The following is a 22,759-nucleotide window of genomic DNA, read 5'->3' as shown; positions in this document are numbered from 1 at the left end:
AAAATAAATTCTATTGTAATGCTTAGAATTCGATAAAAAATCAAAGAACAAAATCAAACCCGCTGTTTTTTAATAATAATCCTAAAACAGTATGCTAACGCACAGCAATTGTAAAAAAATCATAATAAATCCTGTAATCAATTCGTTATAGACTCAGAATATAATACATTTGAACTATTAAAATAAAAGTACAATGCGCAAACTTTCTCAATGTTTTATAGGTAGCCTTTTTATCTACGCCACTAGTCTTAGTGCACAAAAAACAGCAATATATACACATGATTCCAGGGAATTTGACAAAGCAGTTTCGTTGTTCAAAGATGCTCAATACACATTTGCTCAATTGATTTTTGATAAAGTAAAAGAATCAGCCACTACCGAGGAGCTAAAATCAGATTGTACTTATTATGTTGCAAACTGCGCCATTAGAACCAACCAGTCTAATGCAGATGAGTTGATGGAAAAGTTTGTTACAGATTATCCCACGAGTGTAAAACAAAATCAAGCATATATAGAGGTAGCGCAATTTCACTTTAAACAAGGAAATTATCCTCAAGCTTTGCAATGGTTTGATAAAGTAGACGAGTCTAGTTTGAGTAGAAAGGATCAAGATAAATTTAATTTTCAAAAGGGGTATGGGAATTTCAATGCTAAGAAACGCAAGGAGGCAACTACGTATTTTAACAAAGTAATTAACTCACAAGAATATGGATCTCAAGCCAAATACTATTTAGGATTTATGGCTTATGAGGGCGATGATTACAAGCAAGCAACTAAGTATTTTGATGAAGTTTCGGGCGAGGAGAAGTACAAAGAAAAATTGTCGTATTACCAAGCCGATATGAATTTTAAACTAGGTAATTTTCAAAAAGCTATCGATTTAGGGCAAAAAGCAATGGCTGGTTCAAATGCTTTAGAAAAATCAGAGCTGAATAAAATCATTGGCGAAAGCTACTTTAATTTAAAACAATACAGCAACGCAATTCCTTTTCTTGAAGCTTACAAAGGTAAAAAAGGAAAGTGGACAAATACAGATTTTTACCAGTTAGGTTATGCGCATTACAAGCAAAAAGATTTTGAAAATGCAATCAGTCAATTCAATAAAATAATAGGAGGGAAAGATTTTGTGGCGCAAAATGCCTACTATCACTTGGGGGAAAGTTACTTGAATACAGATAAGAAACAACAAGCATTAAACGCTTTCAAGAATGCGTCTGAAATGGATTTTGATCTAGCCATTCAAGAAGATGCGAGTTTGAATTACGCTAAATTGAGTTATGAATTAGGAAATTCCTATCAAAGTGTACCATCCGTTTTACAAGCTTTTTTAAAGAAATATCCAGAGAATGCGAATAAAAATGAGATTGAAAAATTATTGATAGACTCCTATATTTCTTCTAAAAATTACAATGAAGCGCTCGTATTATTAGAAAAAAATAAGTCGCCCGAAAATAAAGTGGCGTACCAAAAAGTTCTTTTTTACCGAGGATTAGAATTGTACACCGACGCAAATTTTAATGAAGCTTTGAAAATGTTTACTAAAGCTTTAACCGAACAAAAAGATCCTGTTTTTACTGCTAGAACAATTTTTTGGAAAGCAGAAACAGAATATGTTTTAAATGATTTTAAAGAGGCTTTACTCACTTTTAAACAGTTTACAAATGCAGCTCAGGCAAACACCGTTCTTGAGTTTAAAAATCACAATTACAATATAGCATACACGTATTTTAAGTTGAAAGAATACGAACAAGCTGGGAATTATTTTCAAAAACAAATTGATAACGCAACCGCAGATAAAGTTCGTCTTCAAGATTCTTATTTAAGACTAGCAGATTGTCGATTTGTAACTTCAAAATATGCTGAGGCCTTACAAGCGTATTCAAAAGTGGTAGACTCAAAAAGTGTAGATGCTGATTATGCTTATTTTCAAAGAGCTATTTCGTATGGTTTTATGGGAAAAAATGACAAAAAAATAGATGATTTAAATTCATTTTTAGCGGCTTATCAAAAATCTGATTTTAGAGATGATGCGTTGTTTGAACTAGCAAATACCTATGTTGCTGAAAACGAAAATGACAAAGGAATTAAGGCCTACGACAGATTGAATACCGAGTTTAAAAACGGAACATTTACTTCTAGATCAATTTTGCGTCAAGGTTTAATTTTTTACAATACAGATAAAGACGATCAAGCATTAGTGAAATTTAAAAAAGTTGCTGCTGATTTCCCTAGAACTCCTGAGGCACTAGAGGCTGTTGCAACAGCAAGATTGATTTATGTAGACACTGGACGAGTAAATGAATACGCAACGTGGGTTAAAACACTTGACTTTGTTGCTGTAACGGATGCAGAATTAGACAATGACAGTTATGAGGCAGCCGAAAAGCAATTTCAGCAAAACAATACAAAGCAAGCTATTGCTGGATTTGCAAGTTATGTAAGTCAGTTTCCACGAGGACTTCATGCTTTACCAGCTAACTATTATTTAGCGCAACTTTATTTTACAGATGGTGCCGAGAACAAAACTATTCCGCATTATGAGTACGTAGTGGCTCAGCCTCGAAATGAATTTACAGAGCAGTCTTTATCACGATTGGCTCAAATTTATCTTAAAAATAAAGATTCAGAGAAAGCAATTGCAATGCTAACTAGATTGGAAAACGAAGCAGAAACGTCTCAAAACAAAACTTTTGCTCAGTCTAATTTGATGAAATTGTATTACGACAATAAAGACTATCCTAATTCGGGTGTTTATGCCGAAAAAGTATTGCTAAATCCTAAAACGGATAATGGAGTAAAAAGCGATGCTCAAATTATCATTGCCCGTGCTGCAATAGTTAACGGAGACGAAGTAAAAGCGAAAAGCGCTTATGCAAAATTAATGGTTACGGCCAAAGGAGAACTGGCAGCAGAGGCGTTGTATTATGATGCCTATTTTAAAAACAAAGAGGCTAATTATGAAGCTTCGAATACAGCGGTGCAAAAATTAGCTAAAAGTTATGCTAGTTATAAATATTTTGGTGCTAAAGGATTGGTGCTAATGGCTAAGAATTTTTATGGACTGAAAGATAGTTTTCAAGCCACTTATATTTTAGAGAATGTTATTCAGAATTTCACTGATTTCCCAGATGTTGTTGCTGATGCTCAAAAAGAATTAGATATTATCAAAACCGAAGAGTCCAAAACAAACTCATCTGTAACTAAATAATTGCTTCACAGAATTGTTTGGAAATGATGTTTGATTTTTAATAAAACAGAAAAATGAATTTAGATTTTTATATAGTAGATGTTTTTACGGATGCGAAGTATGCAGGCAATCAACTTGCTGTTTTTTTTGGTGCCGAAAGCCTGAGCAAAGATAAAATGCAACAAATTGCAAAGGAAATAAACTTTGCCGAGAGTACTTTTATCACTCACATCAATACGGAAACAAATACTGCCGAAATTAAAATTTTCACCCCTGAACATGAAATGCAGTTTGCAGGGCATCCCATCATTGGGACATCATGGGTTTTAATGAATAAAATTTTCAATAACAATCCATCAACGATTACAATGCAGGTTCCTGTGGGAGCAATTCCTGTTCATGAAAAAGATGGATTTATTTGGCTTCAAGCCGCGCAACCTACTTTTTTAGACGTTTATTTAAAAGATGATTTTTCCTCATTTAGTACTTTGTCACAAGATGATTTTGATGCAAATTTCCCTATTCAAGAGGTGACTACTGGAAGCGCATTTGTGATGGTACCAGTAAAAAATGAAGAGGTGCTGGGCAAGATTGTTTTGGATAAAAATAAAGCAGAACAATGGTTGCACCAAAATTGTAAAACACCACATAGGGCTTTTTACTTTTTTTGTTTAGAAAATGAAAAATTATCTAGTAGGATGATGTGTATTGAAAACAATCAATTAATTGAGGATGCCGCTACAGGTAGCGCCAGTACATGCTTGCAAGCATTTTTATTACAATACCACAATCCAGTAATAAAGCTTGTCAATCACCAGGGGCATTTTATACATAGGCCCTCTCAAATTTATTTTGACGGAATAAAAAGTGGTGAAAATTATGAAATTAAAATAGGTGGCAAATCTCAGTTTCTTGCAAAAGGAGTTTGGGAAGTATAAGCTTGCGTAAAAAAGCATTAAAAAAACAAGAAGTAAACACAATAGAAATGATATTGAATCCATCCATTATAAACGTACAGAATCATAGCAAAATCGGAATTTTAAAGCCGTTAGTATTGGGCTTTTTGTTTATGGGTATAATTCCAATTTCTTGGTCACAAAAAAAAGAGCAAATAGGGACAGAAACGGTGAACGTAGTCAAGCCATTTACTCCTAAAATTTCAGATGCCTTTAAAGTCAAAGAAGTGCCAGAACTTGAAGAAGAGGCCAATTCGAAAAAAGAAACGGTTAAGTATGCTATTTTTTCATTCCCTGTAGCATCAACTTTTACACCTTCAAAAGGAAAAGCACAAGGGGTTGAAAAGGAAAAACAACCTCATATTTTTAAAAATTATGCCACATTTGGTGCGGGTAATTATGGAACATTGGTAGGAGAACTGTTTGTGAATCATGATTTAAATGCTACTGATTATGTGGGTGGAATGTTCAGGCACCACTCCTCGCAAGGCGGTATTAACACGATAGATTTAGATAATAGTTTTTATGATACGGGATTCGATATTATGTACGGTTCAAATCAAAAAACGCTTTCGTACAACCTTGATTTGGGTTACAATAACCAAGTCTACAATTGGTATGGTTTGCCAATGAATTTTGGAAATTCATTAACTAATTCTGATAAAGGAATTTTGCTTTCTAGTATTGATCCTAAACAATCGTATAATACTTTATCTTTCTCAGGGAATGTAGTGCTTACCGAGGGGATATTAGATAAAGCAACTGTGAAGTTCAATAGATTTACAGATCTTTATAAATCGGCCGAAAATCGTTTTGTAGTGAAGCCCACACTTGAACTTCAAGTAATGGATTATGCTGTAAAAACGGATGTAATTGTGGATTATGTAGGCGGAACTTTTGCCACTAATAACAGCAATACTGCAGGAATTGAGTATGGTTTTACAAATTTTGGACTCTCGCCAAGTTTTGTGATGCAAGAGAAAGATTGGACTTTAAACCTTGGTGCTACTATTTATTATAGTTTGGATACCAAGAATAGCAATAGCTCTTTATATATCTATCCAAAATTTACTGCGTCCTACAAAGTGGTGGGCGATTTGATGATATTTTATGCTGGTGCCGAAGGGAATTTAAACCAAAATTCCTATCAAGATTTTGTGACCGAAAACCCATTTTTGTCTCCAACCTTATTGATTAATCCAACCGATAATCAATATGAAATCTATGCAGGTCTTAAAGGAAAGTTGAGTAATACTGTGAGTTATACCTTGAGAGGTTCGTATAACAATGAGCGCAACAAGGCTTTGTTTAAAAGTAATGATTATAGTGAGACCGCTACTAATATGAACTATGGTTTTGGGAACTCATTTCAAGTGGTGTATGATGATATGCGTACCCTTCGTTTTTTCGGAGAACTTAAAGCTGATTTTTCAAAGGATATTTCTTTTGGAATAAACGGCAGCTTTAGCAGTTTTACGAATGATTTTCAACAAGAGGCTTGGAACTTACCAGCAATTCAGATTAAAGCAAATCTTGACGTGGATATCACAGAGAAATGGTATGCTGGCGCTAATGTATTTTATGTAGGAGAACGCAAAGATCTTCAAAACAGTACTATTTTTTTACCAACAACAACTCCGATTATATTAGAAGGATATTTTGATGTGAATGCAAATGTGGGTTACAAATACAATGATCAATTAACGGGTTTTATAAAATTAAACAATCTAACCAATAACAACTATCAAAAATGGTTGAATTTCCCAGTGCAAGGTTTTCAATTTTTAGTGGGAGCCAATTATAAGTTTGATTTTTAGAGTTTCTTAACCAAAAAGTGAGCAAAGAACGTAGGGAACATAATTTTATAGTCAATTCTAGTGTTCTTTGTGGACCTTTTGTTTTGTAAAAAAGCCTATTTTATTCAATTCCTTAAAGACTAAAAAACAATGAGGTTTTCAATTTCATAGTGATTTTAAATTCTAAGATTTTTTATTTATAATATTTTATTTTTCTCTCCATTATAGCTGTTACTTCATTTTTATTTCCTTCTAAATACATCTTACACTTAATCCAGTTTTTATAATTATCGTATTCATATTCATAATATCTGTTTGCGGGTTGATTTATTTCATCTTCACTAATAAAAATAACTTCCACTAAATCATTATTTTCATTATAGTTGAAAATTATGTCATCACTTGGGTAGGGATAAGATTGTTGACCTGTAATATGTGTTTTTTGAATATAGGTATTGGTAGAGTCGTAAGTATAAATTGTGGTAAGGAATATTCCTAAATAGTTACGCCAAGTTGTCTTGATAATTTTGCTTTTATCATCGTAGAAGCATTTAAATTTAGTGTCACAGGCATAGTTAAATTTATTGTCTAAATTACGGTCGCGATAGGGGGTTACGTTTTTTAAATCAAAATTACATTCTATTAGGTTTCCTTTCGAATCGTAAGTAAATGTCTTAACTAATAGTAGTTCGTCTTCTGAAGGTGATTTAAATGTTTTTTGTCCTGGATTAGGTTTATAATAGACCTTTTCTTCAATAATTTTATTTTCTTCAGTTTTATATTGATATTGAAACTGTCTTAAATCTCCATATTGATCTTGATGATTTAGAACTATATTTACGCTATCTAGTTTGGCTATTTTATATTCTATATCTTGTTTAAATCTAGTTTCAATACTGAAATTAGTCTGGATTTGTAAATCCAAATCAATAGATAAAGGTTTTGAAATACTTAGATAGGGCAACAAATCTTTCTTTAAAATATAGTCTTTGTCATCATATTCATATTTATATATTCTCCCCTGTGGCCTATCTTCATAACCTTTGGATCTATAAGTAATTGCTTTTTGTATAGGAAGTCCCTCTTTGTTAAATTCGTAAGAATCATCATTGGCGATGTCGTTTTCAAATAATACACGATATTTTACAAGTGGTGTAATGTCTTGTTTGTAAAAGGAATAAAATGTATTTACGGTCTTAACAGGACCATTTAGATTTAAGGATCTGTTTACTTTTAATTTGTTTTCCTGAGCAATACAAAGGCAGCCGCATATCAATGCAAAACCTGCAATAACTTTTTCAATATTTAATTTAATTTCCATAATATGAAATTTTTCTTTTTACACTTTTAATCACCTCGCCCTGCATCGAATTGTATCTGAGTTTGCATTTTATCCAATTGTTATGGCTATCATACTCATATTCGTAAAAAATTTTTTCTTGTTTATGTAAATCATAATTTATGTATTCACATGCTATGATATCTGCATTTTTGTTATAATAAAATTTAGCTTTTTTATATTCATAATGAGTGCCAAAACCAACGTCATCAAATGTTTCAACCTCTGTAACGTAATTTTCGGTAGGATGATATTTATATTTCTGTTCCATAAGTGGCTCTTGTTCGACCTCCGGGATCACAGCATTCATATAAGTCGCTTTAATTAAACGATTTTTACCATCATATTCATACATACGTTTTTCATACGCCCCATCTTTTTCAGTATTATCATTCTCATTCTTGGATTCTCCTTCATAAAATAAGCGTTGCTGTACCAAATTGCCTTTAAGATCGTATATATATTTTTTGGTTTGGTATAGCTCAGTTTCAATTTTATTAGTAGAAGCATCTTTTTGTATAAAATATTCTTTTTCAGCGGTTATTTTACCGTTTTTGTCGAAATTATATTTATACGCAATATCCGAGTTTGAAATTTTAAAACAGGTAGACCTGTTAAACGTAGTTTTATTTACATTTTGCATATTTAAATTAGCCATTCCCGTCCAATCAGGTGCCCGATAGACTTTTTTATCCAATTCATATTTGAAATTATTTTGAAGATCTTTTGGGTCATATACTAATGAATCGGAAAAATGTCTTGATATTAAACCATATTTATTAAAATCATATGATTTATATGAGTTCCGCAATATTACTACATCTGTGATATCATCTATTTCATCTGCTGTCAGATCTTCTTTAAAAAACACACGGTCATAAACGACTGATTTAACCGAATCATTTAAATTTAAGTGATACAAATCTTTATAAATTCCATTTTGATTATTGGTTTTCAGCTGTGAAAAACTTGATAATGGGATGAAAAAAAATAATAGTAGGGTTTTAATTTTATGCATTTTAAGTAACTTTTATATTCGACATATTTGGGTAATTTTAATGTATTCAGACTTCAAAATATTATTATACAAGTTGCATAAGTCAGCCTTTTTGGGCAGCTGACGCTTTAGATAACTGAGCCAAATGTTCTTGAATTTTAGAGACTACAGTATTACAATTTTTAATAGCTGACAAATAATATAGGATTCCAATCATACTGCTTGTAGCATCAAAGGTAGTTTCTACTTTTTTTAGAACATCTGTTTCGTTGCCAACAGCCATCATTTTTGTATAAGTTTCAATTATAGAGGGTTGTGTTTTTTTTAAATCTAGTATTCCGCTATCAAGCTTAGCACTCATAGTATGAAAAGCCAATCCCATTTTAGTGTAAACCCTTTTAATTTCTTCAATATTATTTGCTTTAGCAGCAGTGTCAAATTCGGTTGCTTTCTTTTGCAACGTTTGAGAAAGTAATTCCGTTTTTTTGACAAATGCATCGCCATGAGCTATCAAAGTTTCATATTTTTGCTTTGGGTACATTTCGTCAAATGACGGTCCACTATTTACTTTAGTTCCCGACACTAGGCTTTCGGAAGTGTTGTTTTTGTTTTTTTGAAGTTCGGTCGAAATATCGCTGAATACATCGAGCAAATTTTTATCGGTGGAAGTGCTGCTAGGATAACTTTCAGTTAAAGTACTGTTATTTGGGTTAAAGTAATTGTAGTCTATTATGGTTTGACAAACCTTTTCAATAACAGCTAATTTCTCTAGTTTGGATTTAACAGTCGGCGTTGTTTTCTTTTTTTCAATTGTCCCATTTTGGCCATAACTCATAGTAATACAAAGTAATAACACACATATGAGCTGTGTTTTGTAAATTATTTTTATTGTCATGGGTGTTTTATATTTCGTTATACTTTCAAAAGCATAATTTTTTATAAATGTATGTATTATTGACAAAAAGGAAAGAAGATATTAAGAGAAATGTTAAGAAATTTATACAAACCTTGAGTTACGTATTATTTATTTCCCCTACTAAAGCTCTTTTATAACGAGTATTCACTTATGAAAGTACAAATGGTAGTGTTTTCAACGAGGTTATGAAATAATAAAATGTTTAAAAAAAGTTTGAATGTTTTTTATTAAATTTATGAGCTGCTTTTGTAAACCTTAAATAATTCTTTGCGTACTTTGTGGTTAAACTTTTTTAATGACTTTCAAGCAAAAAATATACAATCAATACCATCAATTGGTTCAAGACCGAATAGATGTCTTTAAGGACATGATTACGGCACTTACTGAAGATTCTAAAAATGATGCCAAAGGTTCAGCAGGCGATAAACACGAAACGGCTTTATCGATGATGCACATTGAGCAAGAAAAACTCAATCATAAATTAAAAGAAGCATTGGGTCAAAAAGCCATTTTAGATAAAATTGATTCTAGTACAAGTGCTAAAACTATTATTGTGGGAAGTTTGGTCAAAGCCAATGGGATTTATTTGTATTTAAGTACAGCACTTCCTAAAATTGCTGTTGATGGTATCAATGTCATTGCACTTTCTCCGCAATCACCATTGGGAGCGAAGTTAATGGGGAACCAAGAAGGATTTACTTTTGAGATTAATGGTTCAAACTATGTAATTCAATCAATTCAATAAAAATTTTATGCTATTTACACTTTACTAGTAGACTCTATTTTTTATTTAGGTTTTAATTAGTTTTTTATAGTTTTTAGTTGTTTTTAGTTTAAATATGTAACTGAATATCGGTTTTGTGTTTTACATATGAAACTATAACTGCATCTTTGCTTTATCAAAATAAATAAATTCATTTATAAAATATAGCATTATGTGTGGAATAGTATGTGCCTTCGACCTGAAACAAAAAGCAGAAGTTTTAAGACCTAAGGTTTTAGAAATGTCAAAAATAATTCGTCATCGTGGACCAGACTGGAGCGGAATCTTTAGCAACGAAAAAGCCATTTTATCGCATGAACGTTTGGCAATTGTTGATCCAGCATCAGGTAAACAACCTTTATTTAGCGAAGACAAACAACTTATCTTAGCTGCCAATGGTGAGATTTACAACCACAGAGCATTGCGCAAGCAATTTGAAGGCAAATACAACTTTCAAACAGAAAGTGATTGCGAAGTTATTTTGGCACTTTACAAAGAAAAAGGACCTCATTTTATAGATGAAATGAACGGAATTTTTGGCTTTGCCATTTATGATGTAGAGAAAGATGAGTACTTCATTGCAAGGGATCATATGGGAATTATTCCATTATACATCGGTTGGGATGAGCACGGTACGTTTTATGTTGCTTCTGAATTGAAAGCTTTAGAAGGATATTGTACTAAAATACAATTGTTTCCTCCTGGACACTACATGACGAGTACTGATGGCGAATTTGTACAATGGTATAAAAGAGACTGGACTGATTATGATGCTGTAAAAGATAACGAAACAAACATTCAGGATATAAAAGTAGCATTAGAAGCAGCCGTTCACAGACAATTAATGAGTGATGTGCCTTATGGTGTTTTACTTTCTGGCGGGTTAGATTCCTCTATAACTTCGGCTGTAGCCAAAAAATTTGCACAAAAACGAATTGAGTCTGGTGATACTACCGATGCTTGGTACCCACAACTGCACTCATTTTCAGTAGGATTAGAAGGTTCTCCGGATCTTGCAGCAGCCCAAATTGTAGCAGATCACATTGGCACCATTCATCACGAAATTAAATTCACTATTCAAGAAGGATTAGATGCGGTCAAAGATGTCATTTACAACTTAGAAACTTATGATGTAACTACCATTAGAGCCTCAACACCTATGTGGTTGATGGCGAGAGTTATTAAGTCAATGGGTATAAAAATGGTACTTTCTGGTGAAGGAGCTGATGAACTTTTTGGTGGGTACTTGTACTTTCATAAAGCACCAAATGCAAGGGAATTTCACGAAGAGAATGTACGTAAACTAAGTAAGCTGCACATGTATGATTGTTTGCGTGCCAATAAAAGTTTAGCGGCGTGGGGAATCGAAGGACGTGTTCCTTTCCTTGACAAAGAGTTCATGGATGTGGCCATGCGCATCAACCCGCAAGATAAAATGATCAACAAAGAACATCCTATGGAGAAATGGGTGGTTCGTAAAGCATTCGAAGATATGTTGCCCCCAAGTGTGGCATGGAGACAAAAAGAGCAATTTAGTGATGGTGTAGGGTACAGCTGGATTGATACTTTAAAAGAAGTTGTTGCCGTTGAGGTTTCTGACGAACAATTGGCAAATGCCAAATATAAGTTTCCGTTGCAAACGCCTACATCAAAAGAGGAATATTATTACCGTTCTATCTTTCACGACCATTTTCCTAGTGATGCTGCCGCCTTGTGTGTACCTCAAGAAGCCAGTGTAGCTTGTAGTACAAAAATTGCTTTGGAGTGGGATGAAGCTTTCAAGAACATGAACGATCCATCGGGTAGAGCCGTAGCAAGTGTCCATGATGATGCTTACGCAAAAGTATAGCAACATAGCTTAATAAGTAGTAAAGGAAACGCACCCGAAAGGGAGGGCACTGAAAAAGTCCCTCGAATAAGGAAAATGAAAATAACTAAAAAGGAGCGAAAACACAATGGTTTCGCTCCTTTTAGTTATTACAAACCCCTTGTAATCTAAGAAGATTAAATTTGACTAAAAAAAGACGATTAAATAAAATCAAAGCCTTATTTAATCACTTTTTTTAATGATTTTTGAAAATAGGGACTTTTTCAGTGCCCTCCCGAAAGGAGTGCGTTTTTTTATGAATAAAAATAACATTAAACCTTAAAATGGTTTTAATTCTAAATTAATGCGCTCTATTTCAGGACAGTTTTTTATATTAGCATAACTAAATTATAACTTATGAGAGCTTTTGCTTTACTTTTTTTTACACTATTTTTAATTTCATGCAACCAAAACGAAAAAATTATGGTGGATGCCATTATTACTGATGCTACCATTTACACCGTAAACAATACTTTTGAGAAAGCTACAGCTATGGCAATTGATAAAGGTAAAATTGTTGCTATTGGGTCAGATACTGATATTGAAAATAAATACCAGTCTAATAACACTACAAATGCTGATGGTAAATTCATTTATCCTGGATTAATAGATGCACACTGTCATTTTTACACGTACGGTTTGAGCTTACAAGAGGTTGATTTGCGTGGAACAACCAGTATGGCAGACATCATAAGTCGTTTAAAAGTTTTTCAAAAAGAAAAAAATCCTGCGTTTATTGTTGGTAATGGTTGGGACCAAAACGATTGGGACGTAAAAAAATATCCAACAAAGGCTGATCTTGATGTTGCATTTCCTGATATCCCAGTAGTTTTAAACCGAGTAGACAGTCACGCCATTATTGTAAACAGTAAAGCTCTCACACTGGCAGGAATTACAAAAGATACGAATGCTGAAGGTGGTCAAATAGAAATTTTAAACGGTGAGCCTACAGGAATTTTAGTAGACAATCCGATGGAATTAATTTTTAAAATTATACCTAAACCAACTCGTAAAATTCAAATAGCAGCTTTATTAGACGCTGAAAAAGTAATGTTTGATTATGGTTTAACAACCGTAAATGATGCTGGACTTGATCCAGATATTATTCACTTGATGGATAGTTTACAAAAAGCAAAATTGATGAAGCTTAATGTGTATGCTATGGTTACAGCCAATCAAAAAAACATTGATTTATATCTAAAAAAAGGAGTTTATAAAACAGATCAACTTAATGTAAGATCTTTTAAAATGTATGGTGATGGTGCTTTAGGTTCGCGTGGCGCGTGTATGCACAAACCGTATTCTGATAAGCCAGGTCAATATGGAGCCTTACTAGCGCCGGTTGTAGGACTAAAATCGGTTGCGAAACAAATTGCGAATTCAAATTTTCAATTGAATACTCACGCTATTGGCGATTCTGCAAATACAGTGATTTTAAAAATTTACAAAGAGGTTTTGGCTGGAACCAAAGACAGACGATGGAAAATAGAACATGCTCAAGTGTTGCGTGAGGCTGATTTTGATTATTTCAAATTTGGTATTATTCCATCTGTTCAGCCCACGCACGCTACATCAGATATGTATTGGGCCGAAGAACGCCTTGGAAAACAAAGATTGAAAAACGCTTATGCTTTCAAAAAACTCCTTCAAAAAGCTGGGACGGTTGCTTTAGGAACAGATTTTCCTGTGGAGGAAGTGAACCCAATGCTTACTTTTCATGCTGCCGTAACTCGTAAAGATGTTAAGAATTTTCCAAAAGGTGGTTTTCAAATGGAAAATGCACTTACTCGTGCCGAAACATTGAGAGGAATGACGCTCTGGGCCGCTTATTCTAATTTTGAAGAAAAAGAAAAAGGAAGTTTAGAAGTTGGTAAATGGGCTGATTTTGTAATCTATGACGAAGATTTAATGAAAGTGAATGAAAATATGATGGTCAAAATGAAACCTAGTGGTACTTTTATTAAAGGACTAAAAGTAAAATAACAAAGTAAGTATAGTATAAGTTGATTTTATCTTTAAAATCAGAAATTGAAATGGTTTTTTGTTTCATTTTTAATTGAATGTGTTGTTTTTACTTTCAAATAGAAATTAAAGATGTTGATTGTGTTTTAAATGTGTAGTCGGAAATGCATATTTGCAGTTCCCGTTTGTTTAACAATTAAATAGAATAAGTATGTGTGGAATATTGGCCATCATTGGTAAAGGAAAAGAAGAGCAGTTGGTTAGAGATCTCTCTAGTCGAATGTCACATCGTGGACCTGATGAACGGGATTTGTATGCCATGCCTAATGGTCATTATTTAAGCCATGAGCGACTTTCTATAATTGACTTGCATTCAGGAAAACAACCTATTCAAGGCACAACTACAGCTTACATGGTTCATAATGGTGAAATATACAATTACTTAGAATTAAAGCAAGAATATTTGAGTAACCATGTATTTCGTACCCAATCAGATTCGGAAGTTATTGTGCATCTTTATGAAGAGTTTGGATATAATTTTTGTGATAAATTAGACGGAGATTTTGCTTTTGTAATCATTGATGGTGATGATTACATGGCAGCAAGAGATCCTCTAGGAGTAAAGCCTTTGTATTATGGATTAGATGAAAGAGGCAGGATGTACTTTGCTTCAGAAATGAAAGCTATTGCAGATCAATGTAAAACCTTTTCAACTTTTCCGCCAGGACATTATTATACAGCAAAAACAGGTTTTGTAAAATATTACAAGCCAGAATACGAGTCTTTTGTAAATGAATACCAAGATGTAGATTATCAATTACTCCGTGAATATTTGACTACTGCTACTCAAAAAAGGTTAATGGCAGATGTTCCATTAGGGGTTTTGTTATCAGGTGGTTTAGATTCGTCATTAACAACAGCAATAGCTTCCCGTTTACTTAAAAATCAATCAGAACCCTTGCACTCTTTTGCAATAGGAATAGATGAAAATGCTCCAGATATTGTTGCAGCCAGAAAAGTGGCTAATTTTTTAGGAACACAACATCATGAAGTTTTTTTTACTGTACAGCAAGGTATTGAAGTGCTTGAAAAAATAATTTACCAAATAGAAACATATGATGTAATCTCAGTGAGAGCAAGTGTTCCAATGTATTTTTTGTCTAAAGTTATTGTTGGAAAAGGGATTAAAGTAGTTTTATCTGGCGAAGGTGCCGATGAAATTTTTGGAGGATATTTGTATTTCGCAAATGCTCCTTCAGTTGCTGATTTTCAACGTGAAACAATAGAGAGAGTACAAAAAATATTTACTGCCGATTTGTTGAGAGCTGATAAAGCAACAATGGCTCACGGTCTTGAAGTTAGATTGCCTTTTTTAGATCAAGCCTTTTTGGATCTTGCCATTAGGATTAACCCAGAGCAGAAACTACCTAAAACGTATGGTGGTAAAGAAAAATATATTTTAAGAAAAGCATTTGACACTCCTGATGATTCTTATTTACCAGATGAAATCTTGTGGAGGCAAAAAGAACAATTTTCAGATGGAGTAGGCTACAGTTGGGTCGATGAATTAATTGCTTATTGTGCAACTCAAGTGTCTGATGAACAATTGGCAACAGCTTCAGCAACTTTTCCGTATAATTCGCCTACAACAAAAGAAGCCTATCTTTATCGTTCTATTTTTCAAAAGCATTTCCCGCAATTGAGTGCTGCCCAAACAGTAAGAAAGTGGATTCCAAAGTGGCAAGAAAATTTAGATCCTAGTGGAAGGGCTAATGCTGCTCACGAAGAATCAGCATACGCCGGCAAAGCTTAAATTTTAAATACGATATTCATTATTTTATCTTGAAAGATTTTCAAAACCACCTGTAAGCAGTGGTTTTTGAAAGTCTTTTTTTGTGCTCCCTGATTTTTTATTTTGTTAATCATACGGAATGAGCAAGACGACCCATTTTTCAATCTATTTTTATAAACAAATGTTAATAACTTAAAGCCTTTAAAACTGATTTTAACGGTAATATAATTTGCGTTTTTATATATTTGCGTGTTATACAAAAATTACATTTTTAGAATAAAGATATGAGCGAAGAAATCAAGAAGGACAATTATTCAGCAGATAGTATTCAAGCATTAGAAGGAATGGAGCACGTAAGGATGCGTCCATCAATGTATATAGGTGATGTAGGTGTAAGAGGTTTGCACCATTTGGTATATGAAGTAGTAGATAACTCTATTGATGAGGCTATGGGTGGCCATTGCGATACCATTAGGGTAGATATCAACGAAGATGGTTCGATTTCTGTTGAAGATAATGGTCGTGGAATTCCTGTTGGTATTCACAAAAAAGAAGGGGTATCTGCGCTTGAAGTTGTAATGACAAAGATTGGTGCAGGAGGAAAATTCGATAAAGATTCTTATAAAGTATCTGGAGGTTTACACGGTGTGGGTGTATCCGTAGTAAATGCATTATCAAACCATTTAAGAGCAACTGTTCATAGCAGTGACGGTAAAATATACGAGCAAGAATACGAAAAAGGGAAAGCGCTATATCCAGTAAAACAAATTGGTGAAACGACAAAGAGAGGTACGATTGTAACTTTTTACCCAGATCCAACTATTTTTACTCAAACTATTGAGTATTCTTATGATACACTTTCGGCACGTATGCGTGAATTGTCTTTCTTGAATAAAGGAATTACAATCACTTTTACTGATAAAAGAGAGTTAGATAAAGATGGAAATTTTGTTTCTGAGGTTTTTCATTCAGATGAAGGATTGAAAGAATATATCCGTTATTTAGATGGTAATAGAGAGCCTATTATTGCGCATGTAATATCAATGGACCACGAAAAGGGAGAAATTCCAGTTGAGGTGGCTTTGATTTATAACACCAGTTATACCGAAAATATTTTTTCATACGTAAATAATATCAATACGCATGAAGGAGGAACGCACTTGCAAGGTTTTAGAACGGGTCTAACTCGATCTTTGAAAAAATATGCTGATGCATCTGGAATGTTAGATAAATTAAAGTTTGATATTTCTGGTGATGATTTCCGTGAAGGTCTTACGGCAATTATTTCTGTTAAGGTTGCTGAACCACAATTTGAGGGACAGACTAAAACGAAACTTGGAAACAGAGAAGTTGTTTCTCCAGTAAGTCAGGCAGTAAGTGAAATGATCGAAAATTATTTGGAAGAAAATCCAAATGATGCTCGAATAATAGTTCAAAAAGTAATACTTGCAGCTCAAGCCCGTCACGCAGCTAAAAAAGCACGTGAAATGGTACAGCGTAAAACTGTAATGGGTGGAGGCGGATTGCCAGGTAAACTTTCTGACTGTTCTGAGCAAGATCCTGCAAAATGCGAAGTATATCTTGTCGAGGGAGATTCGGCAGGAGGAACCGCTAAACAAGGACGTGATCGTGCATTTCAAGCAATTTTGCCATTACGTGGTAAAATTTTGAACGTAGAAAAAGCAATGCATCACAAAGTTTTTGAAAACGAAGAGATCCGAAACATTTTTACAGCACTTGGTGTTACAATTGGAACCGAAGAAGACAGTAAAGCATTAAATATATCAAAGTTACGTTACCACAAAGTAATTATTATGTGTGATGCCGATGTCGATGGTAGTCACATTTCTACCCTAATCTTAACGTTTTTCTTCCGTTTTATGAAAGAGTTAATAGAGGAAGGTCACGTATACATTGCAGCACCACCTTTATATTTAGTTAAAAAAGGAAATAAAAAGGAATATGCTTGGAACGATGTACAACGCGATCAGGCGAATGAAAGAATGGGCGGAAGCGCAGGAATTCAACGTTATAAAGGTCTTGGAGAGATGAATGCAGAGCAGTTGTGGGAAACTACAATGGATCCAAACTTTAGAACATTACGTCAGGTAACTATTGACAGTTTAGCTGAGGCTGATAGAGTTTTTTCTATGTTAATGGGTGATGAGGTGCCGCCAAGAAGAGAATTTATAGAGAAAAATGCAGTGTATGCTAATATTGATGCCTAATTTTAAAATTGAATATGAACTAATTAATATCAAATAACCAAAATAACAATTAACCGAATAAACTTAATAATATGAAAGTTACCATTGTAGGTGCAGGAAATGTAGGTGCGACATGTGCTGATGTGATTTCTTATAGAGGAATTGCTAGCGAAGTAGTTTTGCTGGACATAAAAGAAGGTTTTGCTGAAGGTAAAGCCCTTGATATTATGCAATGTGCAACAAATACAGGTTTTAATACCAAAGTGTCTGGTGTTACAAATGATTATGCAAAAACTGCTGGCAGTGATGTAGTGGTAATTACATCTGGAATACCAAGAAAACCAGGTATGACACGCGAGGAGTTAATAGGTATAAATGCAGGAATTGTGAAAACGGTTGCTGAAAATGTGTTGAAACATTCTCCGGATACCATAATAGTTGTAGTTTCAAATCCTATGGATACAATGACTTATTTAGCATTGAAATCTACAGGATTGCCAAAAAATAGAATTATAGGAATGGGTGGGGCTTTAGATAGTTCTCGCTTTAGAACGTATTTGTCTTTGGCTTTAGATAAGCCAGCTAACGATATTTCAGCAATGGTTATTGGTGGGCATGGAGATACAACCATGATTCCATTAACACGATTGGCTTCTTATAACGGGATACCCGTATCTCAATTTTTATCAGAAGAAGAGTTGCAAAAAGTGGCTGCCGATACAATGGTGGGTGGTGCTACACTGACGGGTTTACTAGGTACATCTGCTTGGTACGCTCCAGGTGCTTCTGTTGCTTTTTTAGTAGATAGTATTTTGAACGATCAAAAGAAAATGATTGCGTGTTCTGTTTTTGTTGAAGGTGAGTATGGGCAAGAAGATATTTGTATTGGAGTGCCATGTATCATTGGTAAAAATGGCGTAGAAGAAATACTGAATATTGAGTTGAATGATTCTGAAAAGGCTTTGTTTGCAAAAAGCGCTGATGCTGTGCGACAAATGAACGATGCCTTAAAGGACATTTTATAGAAATATCAAATATATAAGAAATCAAAGACTGCTAGTTGCATAGCAGTCTTTTTCTTGATATTAATCAATAAATAAATTGGTTAATCATAACCTTAATTATATATTTGCTCGGTTTAGAAAAAATACTACAGTACAAAATCGATTTTTTTCTTGTTTATGATGATTAAAAAACTGATTTTCAATACTTAAGTTGAAATTATAATATAAAATAATTAATTTTTAGTAATAATGCAGAATAAAGGACTTATTAAATTTTTCGCAATTCTATTTGCATTGGTAAGTATTTACCAACTTTCTTTCACTTTTTTGGCCAATAACATCAAAAGTGATGCTAAAGTTTTTGCAGGAGATAATCCTGATAAAGAGTTAAAGTATTTAGATTCTATTGGTAAAGAAAAAATATTAAACCTTGGATTTACTGATTTTACTTATGATGAAGTAAAAAACAAACAAATCAACAAAGGTCTTGACTTAGAAGGAGGGATTAACGTAATTCTTCAAATTTCTATCAAAGATGTTTTGAAAGGTTTATCAAACAACTCTAAAAATCCAGTTTTTAATAAGTCGTTAGCTGATGCTTCTGCTAATTTTGAAGGAAACAAAACATATTTAGATAAATTTTACGAGGCTTTTGATGCTAATTCAAAAGGAACTGTAAAATTAGCTTCTCCAGATATTTTTGCAAACAGATCTTTACAAGGTGAAGGTGGTGTTAGTTTTCAAATGACTGACGCTGAAGTTCAAAAAGTAATCAAGAGAAAAGTAGACGAATCTATTGAAAGTGCTTTTAAAGTATTAAGAGAGCGTATTGACAAGTTTGGAGTAACACAGCCTAACATTCAAAAATTAGGAGAAACAGGAAGGATCCTTGTTGAACTTCCTGGTGCTAAGGATGTTGATAGAATTAAAAAGTTATTAGGAGGTAAAGCACAACTTGAATTTTGGGAAACGTACAAAATTGAAGAAGTTGGTAATTTCTTAATGGCTGCTAATGAAGCATTGAAAAAAACTGAAATCAAAACAAATGTTGTGAAGCCAGTTGTTAAAGATTCGTTAAGTGCATTATTAACTGATACAAAAGATTCTACAGCTGCAAAAAAAGGACAAAATCCTTTGTTTGATAAAATAGTAAGTCAAGGTGGCGGACCAGTTTTAGGTTTGTTTTCTCCTAAAGATACTGCTACAATTAACGCATATTTCAAGAGACAAGACATAAAAATCTTATTACCTGCAGCATTGACTTACGCTAAATTTGTTTGGGGTAAACCACTTAGCATTACTGATGATAAGAAAAAGCAAGTAGAAGTCGTAGAATTATACGCTTTACGTGGTAATAGAGATAACAACCCAGCCATGGTAGGTGCAGTTGTTACCGATGCAAAAGATACTTTTGATCAGTTAGGTAAACCTGCTGTTTCTATGCAAATGAATTCTCAAGGCGCTAAAGGTTGGGAAGAATTAACAGGTAGAGCATTTACTCAAAAAAGCAATATTGCAATTGTTTTAGATAATGTTGTGTATTCAGCTCCAGGTGTATCAAGCGGACCTATTTCAGGTGGAAGATCTGAAATCTCAGGTGCATTTGACGTAACTGAAACTAAAGATTTAGCTAACGTGCTTAACGCGGGTAAATTACCAGCTTCGGCAGATATTATTCAGTCAACTGTAGTAGGTCCTTCATTAGGTCAGGCTTCTATTGATGCTGGATTGATTTCATCAATCATTGGTTTTTTACTAGTTTGTTTCTGGATGGTATTTTATTACGGAAAAGCAGGTTGGTATGCTAATTTAGCACTATTATTAAACTTGTTGTTTTTGTTTGGTATTATGGCAAGTTTTGGTTTTGTATTAACATTGCCAGGTATTGCAGGTATTGTATTGACATTGGGAACAGCGGTAGATGCAAACATTATTATATATGAAAGAGCAAAAGAGGAGTTGCGCGACGGTAAAACATTATCTGATGCAGTAGTTTCAGCTTACGGATGGCATGGTGCAATGCGTTCTATTATTGATGCTAACGTTACACACGTTTTAACTGGAGCAATCTTGTTTATTTTTGGAACAGGCCCAATTAAAGGTTTTGCATTAACATTACTTATAGGTATAGCAACATCGTTATTTACATCAATCTTTATTGCAAGAATTTTTATTGATAAAAATATCGCTGGTAAAGCTGATTTAACGTTCTGTACCAATATGACTAAAAATTGGTTTACAAACTTTAACTATGACTTTATCAAAATCAAAAAATTTACTTACATCTTCTCTTCTGTAGTTGTTGTAGTAAGTTTGATTTCTATTTTCTTTGTTAATGGTTTAGACCAAGGTGTGGATTTTGTTGGAGGTAGAACTTTTCAAGTGAAATTTGAAAAACCAATAGATGCTTCTGTAGTTTCAGAAGAATTATCTACAGCATTTGGTACACCAGTAGAAGCGAAAGTTTTAGGTGATGATGACCAATTAAAAATCACAACTAAATACAAAATCAAAGAGGATGGTATTGCAGTAGATAAAGAAGTGAATGAAAAATTATACAATGCTTTAGCTAAATATTTTCCAAATACATCTTATGATAAATTTACAAACACTTTTGATGGTAAAAAAGTTGGAGTATTACAAGCTTCTAAAGTTGGTGCTTCTATCTCTGAAGATATCAAAACAAACTCTTACTGGGCTGTTTTAGGTGCTCTTGCAGTAATCTTTTTATACCTTATGATTTCCTTCCGTAAGTGGCAGTATTCATTAGGAGCTATTGCTGCCGTTGCGCATGATGTTATCTTTGTATTAGGAATTTACTCTTTGTGTTATAAATTCATGCCTTTCCACATGGAAATGGATCAGCATTTTATTGCTGCTATTCTTACTGTAATTGGATATTCAATGAACGATACTGTAATTGTATTTGATAGAATTAGAGAATTTATCTTAGGAAAAAGAAAAGGAAGTTTTGAAAACATTGTAAATGCATCGATTAACACTACTTTGTCAAGAACTTTAAATACTTCATTGACAATGATTCTTGTATTATTGACTATGTTCCTTTTTGGAGGTGAGTCAATCAGAGGATTTATCTTTGCTATGTTAGTGGGTATTATTGTGGGTACATATTCATCTTTATTTATTGCTACCCCAGTGGTAGTAGATACTTTTACTAAAGAGGATAAAAGCACAATCGAAAAAGAGCATGCTGCTGAATAATAAAGGGTAGTATGAATATAATGAAAATAGGTTTAACGCAAGTTGAACCTATTTTTTTTGTTTGAATTGTAATTTAATGATGAATTGTTTTGTATGATGTATAACAAAATTATTGGTTTCTTTTTTTGTGCGTATGCTTTGTCTTTTGCATGCAATGCGCAACAAACTCCGAGCGATATAAAGTTAGGTTTTTTAGTAGGTTTTGGTAGTGAGTTTAAAAATAGAAACTACACGTATTCAAATCAATATTTTAAGTTTCAGTTTGTGAAAACTGTTAAATCGACCAACAGATTTAGCTATGATTTGGTGTTGCAACCTGAATTTAATAGTGGTACGCATCAACTTTTAAATCTCTACTTTGTTAAGCCTGATGAGGAAAATTATATTGAAAAAAGAGAGCGGTACACAAAGCTAAAAACGTGTAATGAATACATATTGAATATAGGATTATTAATGCGCTATCCTTTATCAAAAAAGTTAAGTTTATATGTCTTGGGCAGTGTAGGTCCTATGTATATTGATACAGCAACAGAGCGATTATCAAAAGGTTTTGCATTTGCAGATGTTTTAGCGCTAGGTGTTAACTATGAAATGGGGCAGTTTATACTCGATTTTAGACCGAATTTAAGGCATACTTCTAATGCAGGGCTGCAAGATAATAATGCGGGTTTTAATACTAGTAATATTGAGATTGGTGTTCTTTTTGTACCAAAAAAAAGCGTTAAATCTATATTGAAGTAACGCTTTTTAT

General features: G+C 33.4%; 14 protein-coding genes. 11 read left to right on the top strand and 3 right to left on the bottom strand.

The features are described 5' to 3' along the window. Positions 1-193 precede the first annotated feature (193 nt). Genes FJV36_RS15710 through FJV36_RS15700 form a run of 3 tightly spaced genes read left to right on the top strand, consistent with a single transcriptional unit; the run spans position 194 to position 5,960 of the window. Positions 194-3,208 (top strand): tetratricopeptide repeat protein, encoded by a 3,015-nt coding sequence (locus FJV36_RS15710; RefSeq protein WP_158727705.1) that lies wholly within the window; start codon positions 194-196, stop codon positions 3,206-3,208. Positions 3,209-3,261: 53 nt separating this feature from the next. Next, positions 3,262-4,125, top strand: coding sequence for a PhzF family phenazine biosynthesis protein (locus tag FJV36_RS15705; protein ID WP_158727706.1), 864 nt, complete (start codon positions 3,262-3,264; stop codon positions 4,123-4,125). Continuing rightward, positions 4,113-5,960, top strand: coding sequence for a TonB-dependent receptor (locus FJV36_RS15700; protein ID WP_370514367.1), 1,848 nt, complete (start codon positions 4,113-4,115; stop codon positions 5,958-5,960). Before FJV36_RS15705 ends, FJV36_RS15700 begins: the two co-directional genes overlap by 13 nt. 172 nt (positions 5,961-6,132) lie before the next feature. Here FJV36_RS15700 and FJV36_RS15695 read toward each other — a convergent pair whose 3' ends face one another. The 3 genes from FJV36_RS15695 to FJV36_RS15685 form a co-directional block, all read right to left on the bottom strand. Further along, complete coding sequence (locus FJV36_RS15695; protein WP_158727707.1) at positions 6,133-7,260, bottom strand: hypothetical protein; 1,128 nt, start codon at positions 7,258-7,260, stop codon at positions 6,133-6,135. Then, the gene (locus tag FJV36_RS15690) at positions 7,250-8,296 is read right to left on the bottom strand and encodes a hypothetical protein (protein WP_158727708.1); all 1,047 of its coding nucleotides are present in this window, start codon (positions 8,294-8,296) and stop codon (positions 7,250-7,252) included. Before FJV36_RS15690 ends, FJV36_RS15695 begins: the two co-directional genes overlap by 11 nt. 82 nt (positions 8,297-8,378) lie before the next feature. Continuing rightward, positions 8,379-9,170 carry a hypothetical protein gene (locus FJV36_RS15685; protein WP_158727709.1) on the bottom strand — a complete coding sequence of 264 codons (792 nt, stop codon included), beginning with the start codon at positions 9,168-9,170 and terminating at the stop codon, positions 8,379-8,381. 316 nt (positions 9,171-9,486) lie between these two features. Here FJV36_RS15685 and FJV36_RS15680 point away from each other — a divergent pair, with 316 nt between their 5' ends. The 8 genes from FJV36_RS15680 (at position 9,487) to FJV36_RS15645 (ending at position 22,749) form a co-directional block, all read left to right on the top strand. Then, positions 9,487-9,936, top strand: a complete 450-nt coding sequence (locus FJV36_RS15680; RefSeq protein WP_158727710.1) for a hypothetical protein — start codon at positions 9,487-9,489, stop codon at positions 9,934-9,936. A gap of 190 nt (positions 9,937-10,126) precedes the next feature. Further along, positions 10,127-11,803 carry an asparagine synthase B gene (asnB, locus tag FJV36_RS15675; RefSeq protein ID WP_158727711.1) on the top strand — a complete coding sequence of 559 codons (1,677 nt, stop codon included), beginning with the start codon at positions 10,127-10,129 and terminating at the stop codon, positions 11,801-11,803. Positions 11,804-12,178: 375 nt separating this feature from the next. Beyond that, positions 12,179-13,804 (top strand): amidohydrolase, encoded by a 1,626-nt coding sequence (locus FJV36_RS15670; protein WP_158727712.1) that lies wholly within the window; start codon positions 12,179-12,181, stop codon positions 13,802-13,804. 190 nt (positions 13,805-13,994) lie between these two features. Next, positions 13,995-15,596 carry an asparagine synthase B gene (gene asnB / locus FJV36_RS15665; protein WP_158727713.1) on the top strand — a complete coding sequence of 534 codons (1,602 nt, stop codon included), beginning with the start codon at positions 13,995-13,997 and terminating at the stop codon, positions 15,594-15,596. Positions 15,597-15,859: 263 nt separating this feature from the next. Then, positions 15,860-17,803 (top strand): DNA topoisomerase (ATP-hydrolyzing) subunit B, encoded by a 1,944-nt coding sequence (gene gyrB / locus FJV36_RS15660; protein ID WP_158727714.1) that lies wholly within the window; start codon positions 15,860-15,862, stop codon positions 17,801-17,803. 71 nt (positions 17,804-17,874) lie between these two features. Beyond that, positions 17,875-18,807, top strand: a complete 933-nt coding sequence (mdh, locus tag FJV36_RS15655) for a malate dehydrogenase (protein ID WP_144893300.1) — start codon at positions 17,875-17,877, stop codon at positions 18,805-18,807. 228 nt (positions 18,808-19,035) lie between these two features. Beyond that, positions 19,036-22,008 (top strand): protein translocase subunit SecDF, encoded by a 2,973-nt coding sequence (secDF, locus tag FJV36_RS15650; RefSeq protein ID WP_158727715.1) that lies wholly within the window; start codon positions 19,036-19,038, stop codon positions 22,006-22,008. Between the two features lie 93 nt (positions 22,009-22,101). Further along, positions 22,102-22,749 (top strand): acyloxyacyl hydrolase, encoded by a 648-nt coding sequence (locus FJV36_RS15645; protein WP_233264511.1) that lies wholly within the window; start codon positions 22,102-22,104, stop codon positions 22,747-22,749. Positions 22,750-22,759 lie beyond the last annotated feature (10 nt).

This window comes from Flavobacterium sp. I-STPP5a (assembly GCF_009764685.1).
Taxonomy (GTDB): domain Bacteria; phylum Bacteroidota; class Bacteroidia; order Flavobacteriales; family Flavobacteriaceae; genus Flavobacterium.
This window is presented reverse-complemented; position numbering and strand designations above follow the sequence as displayed.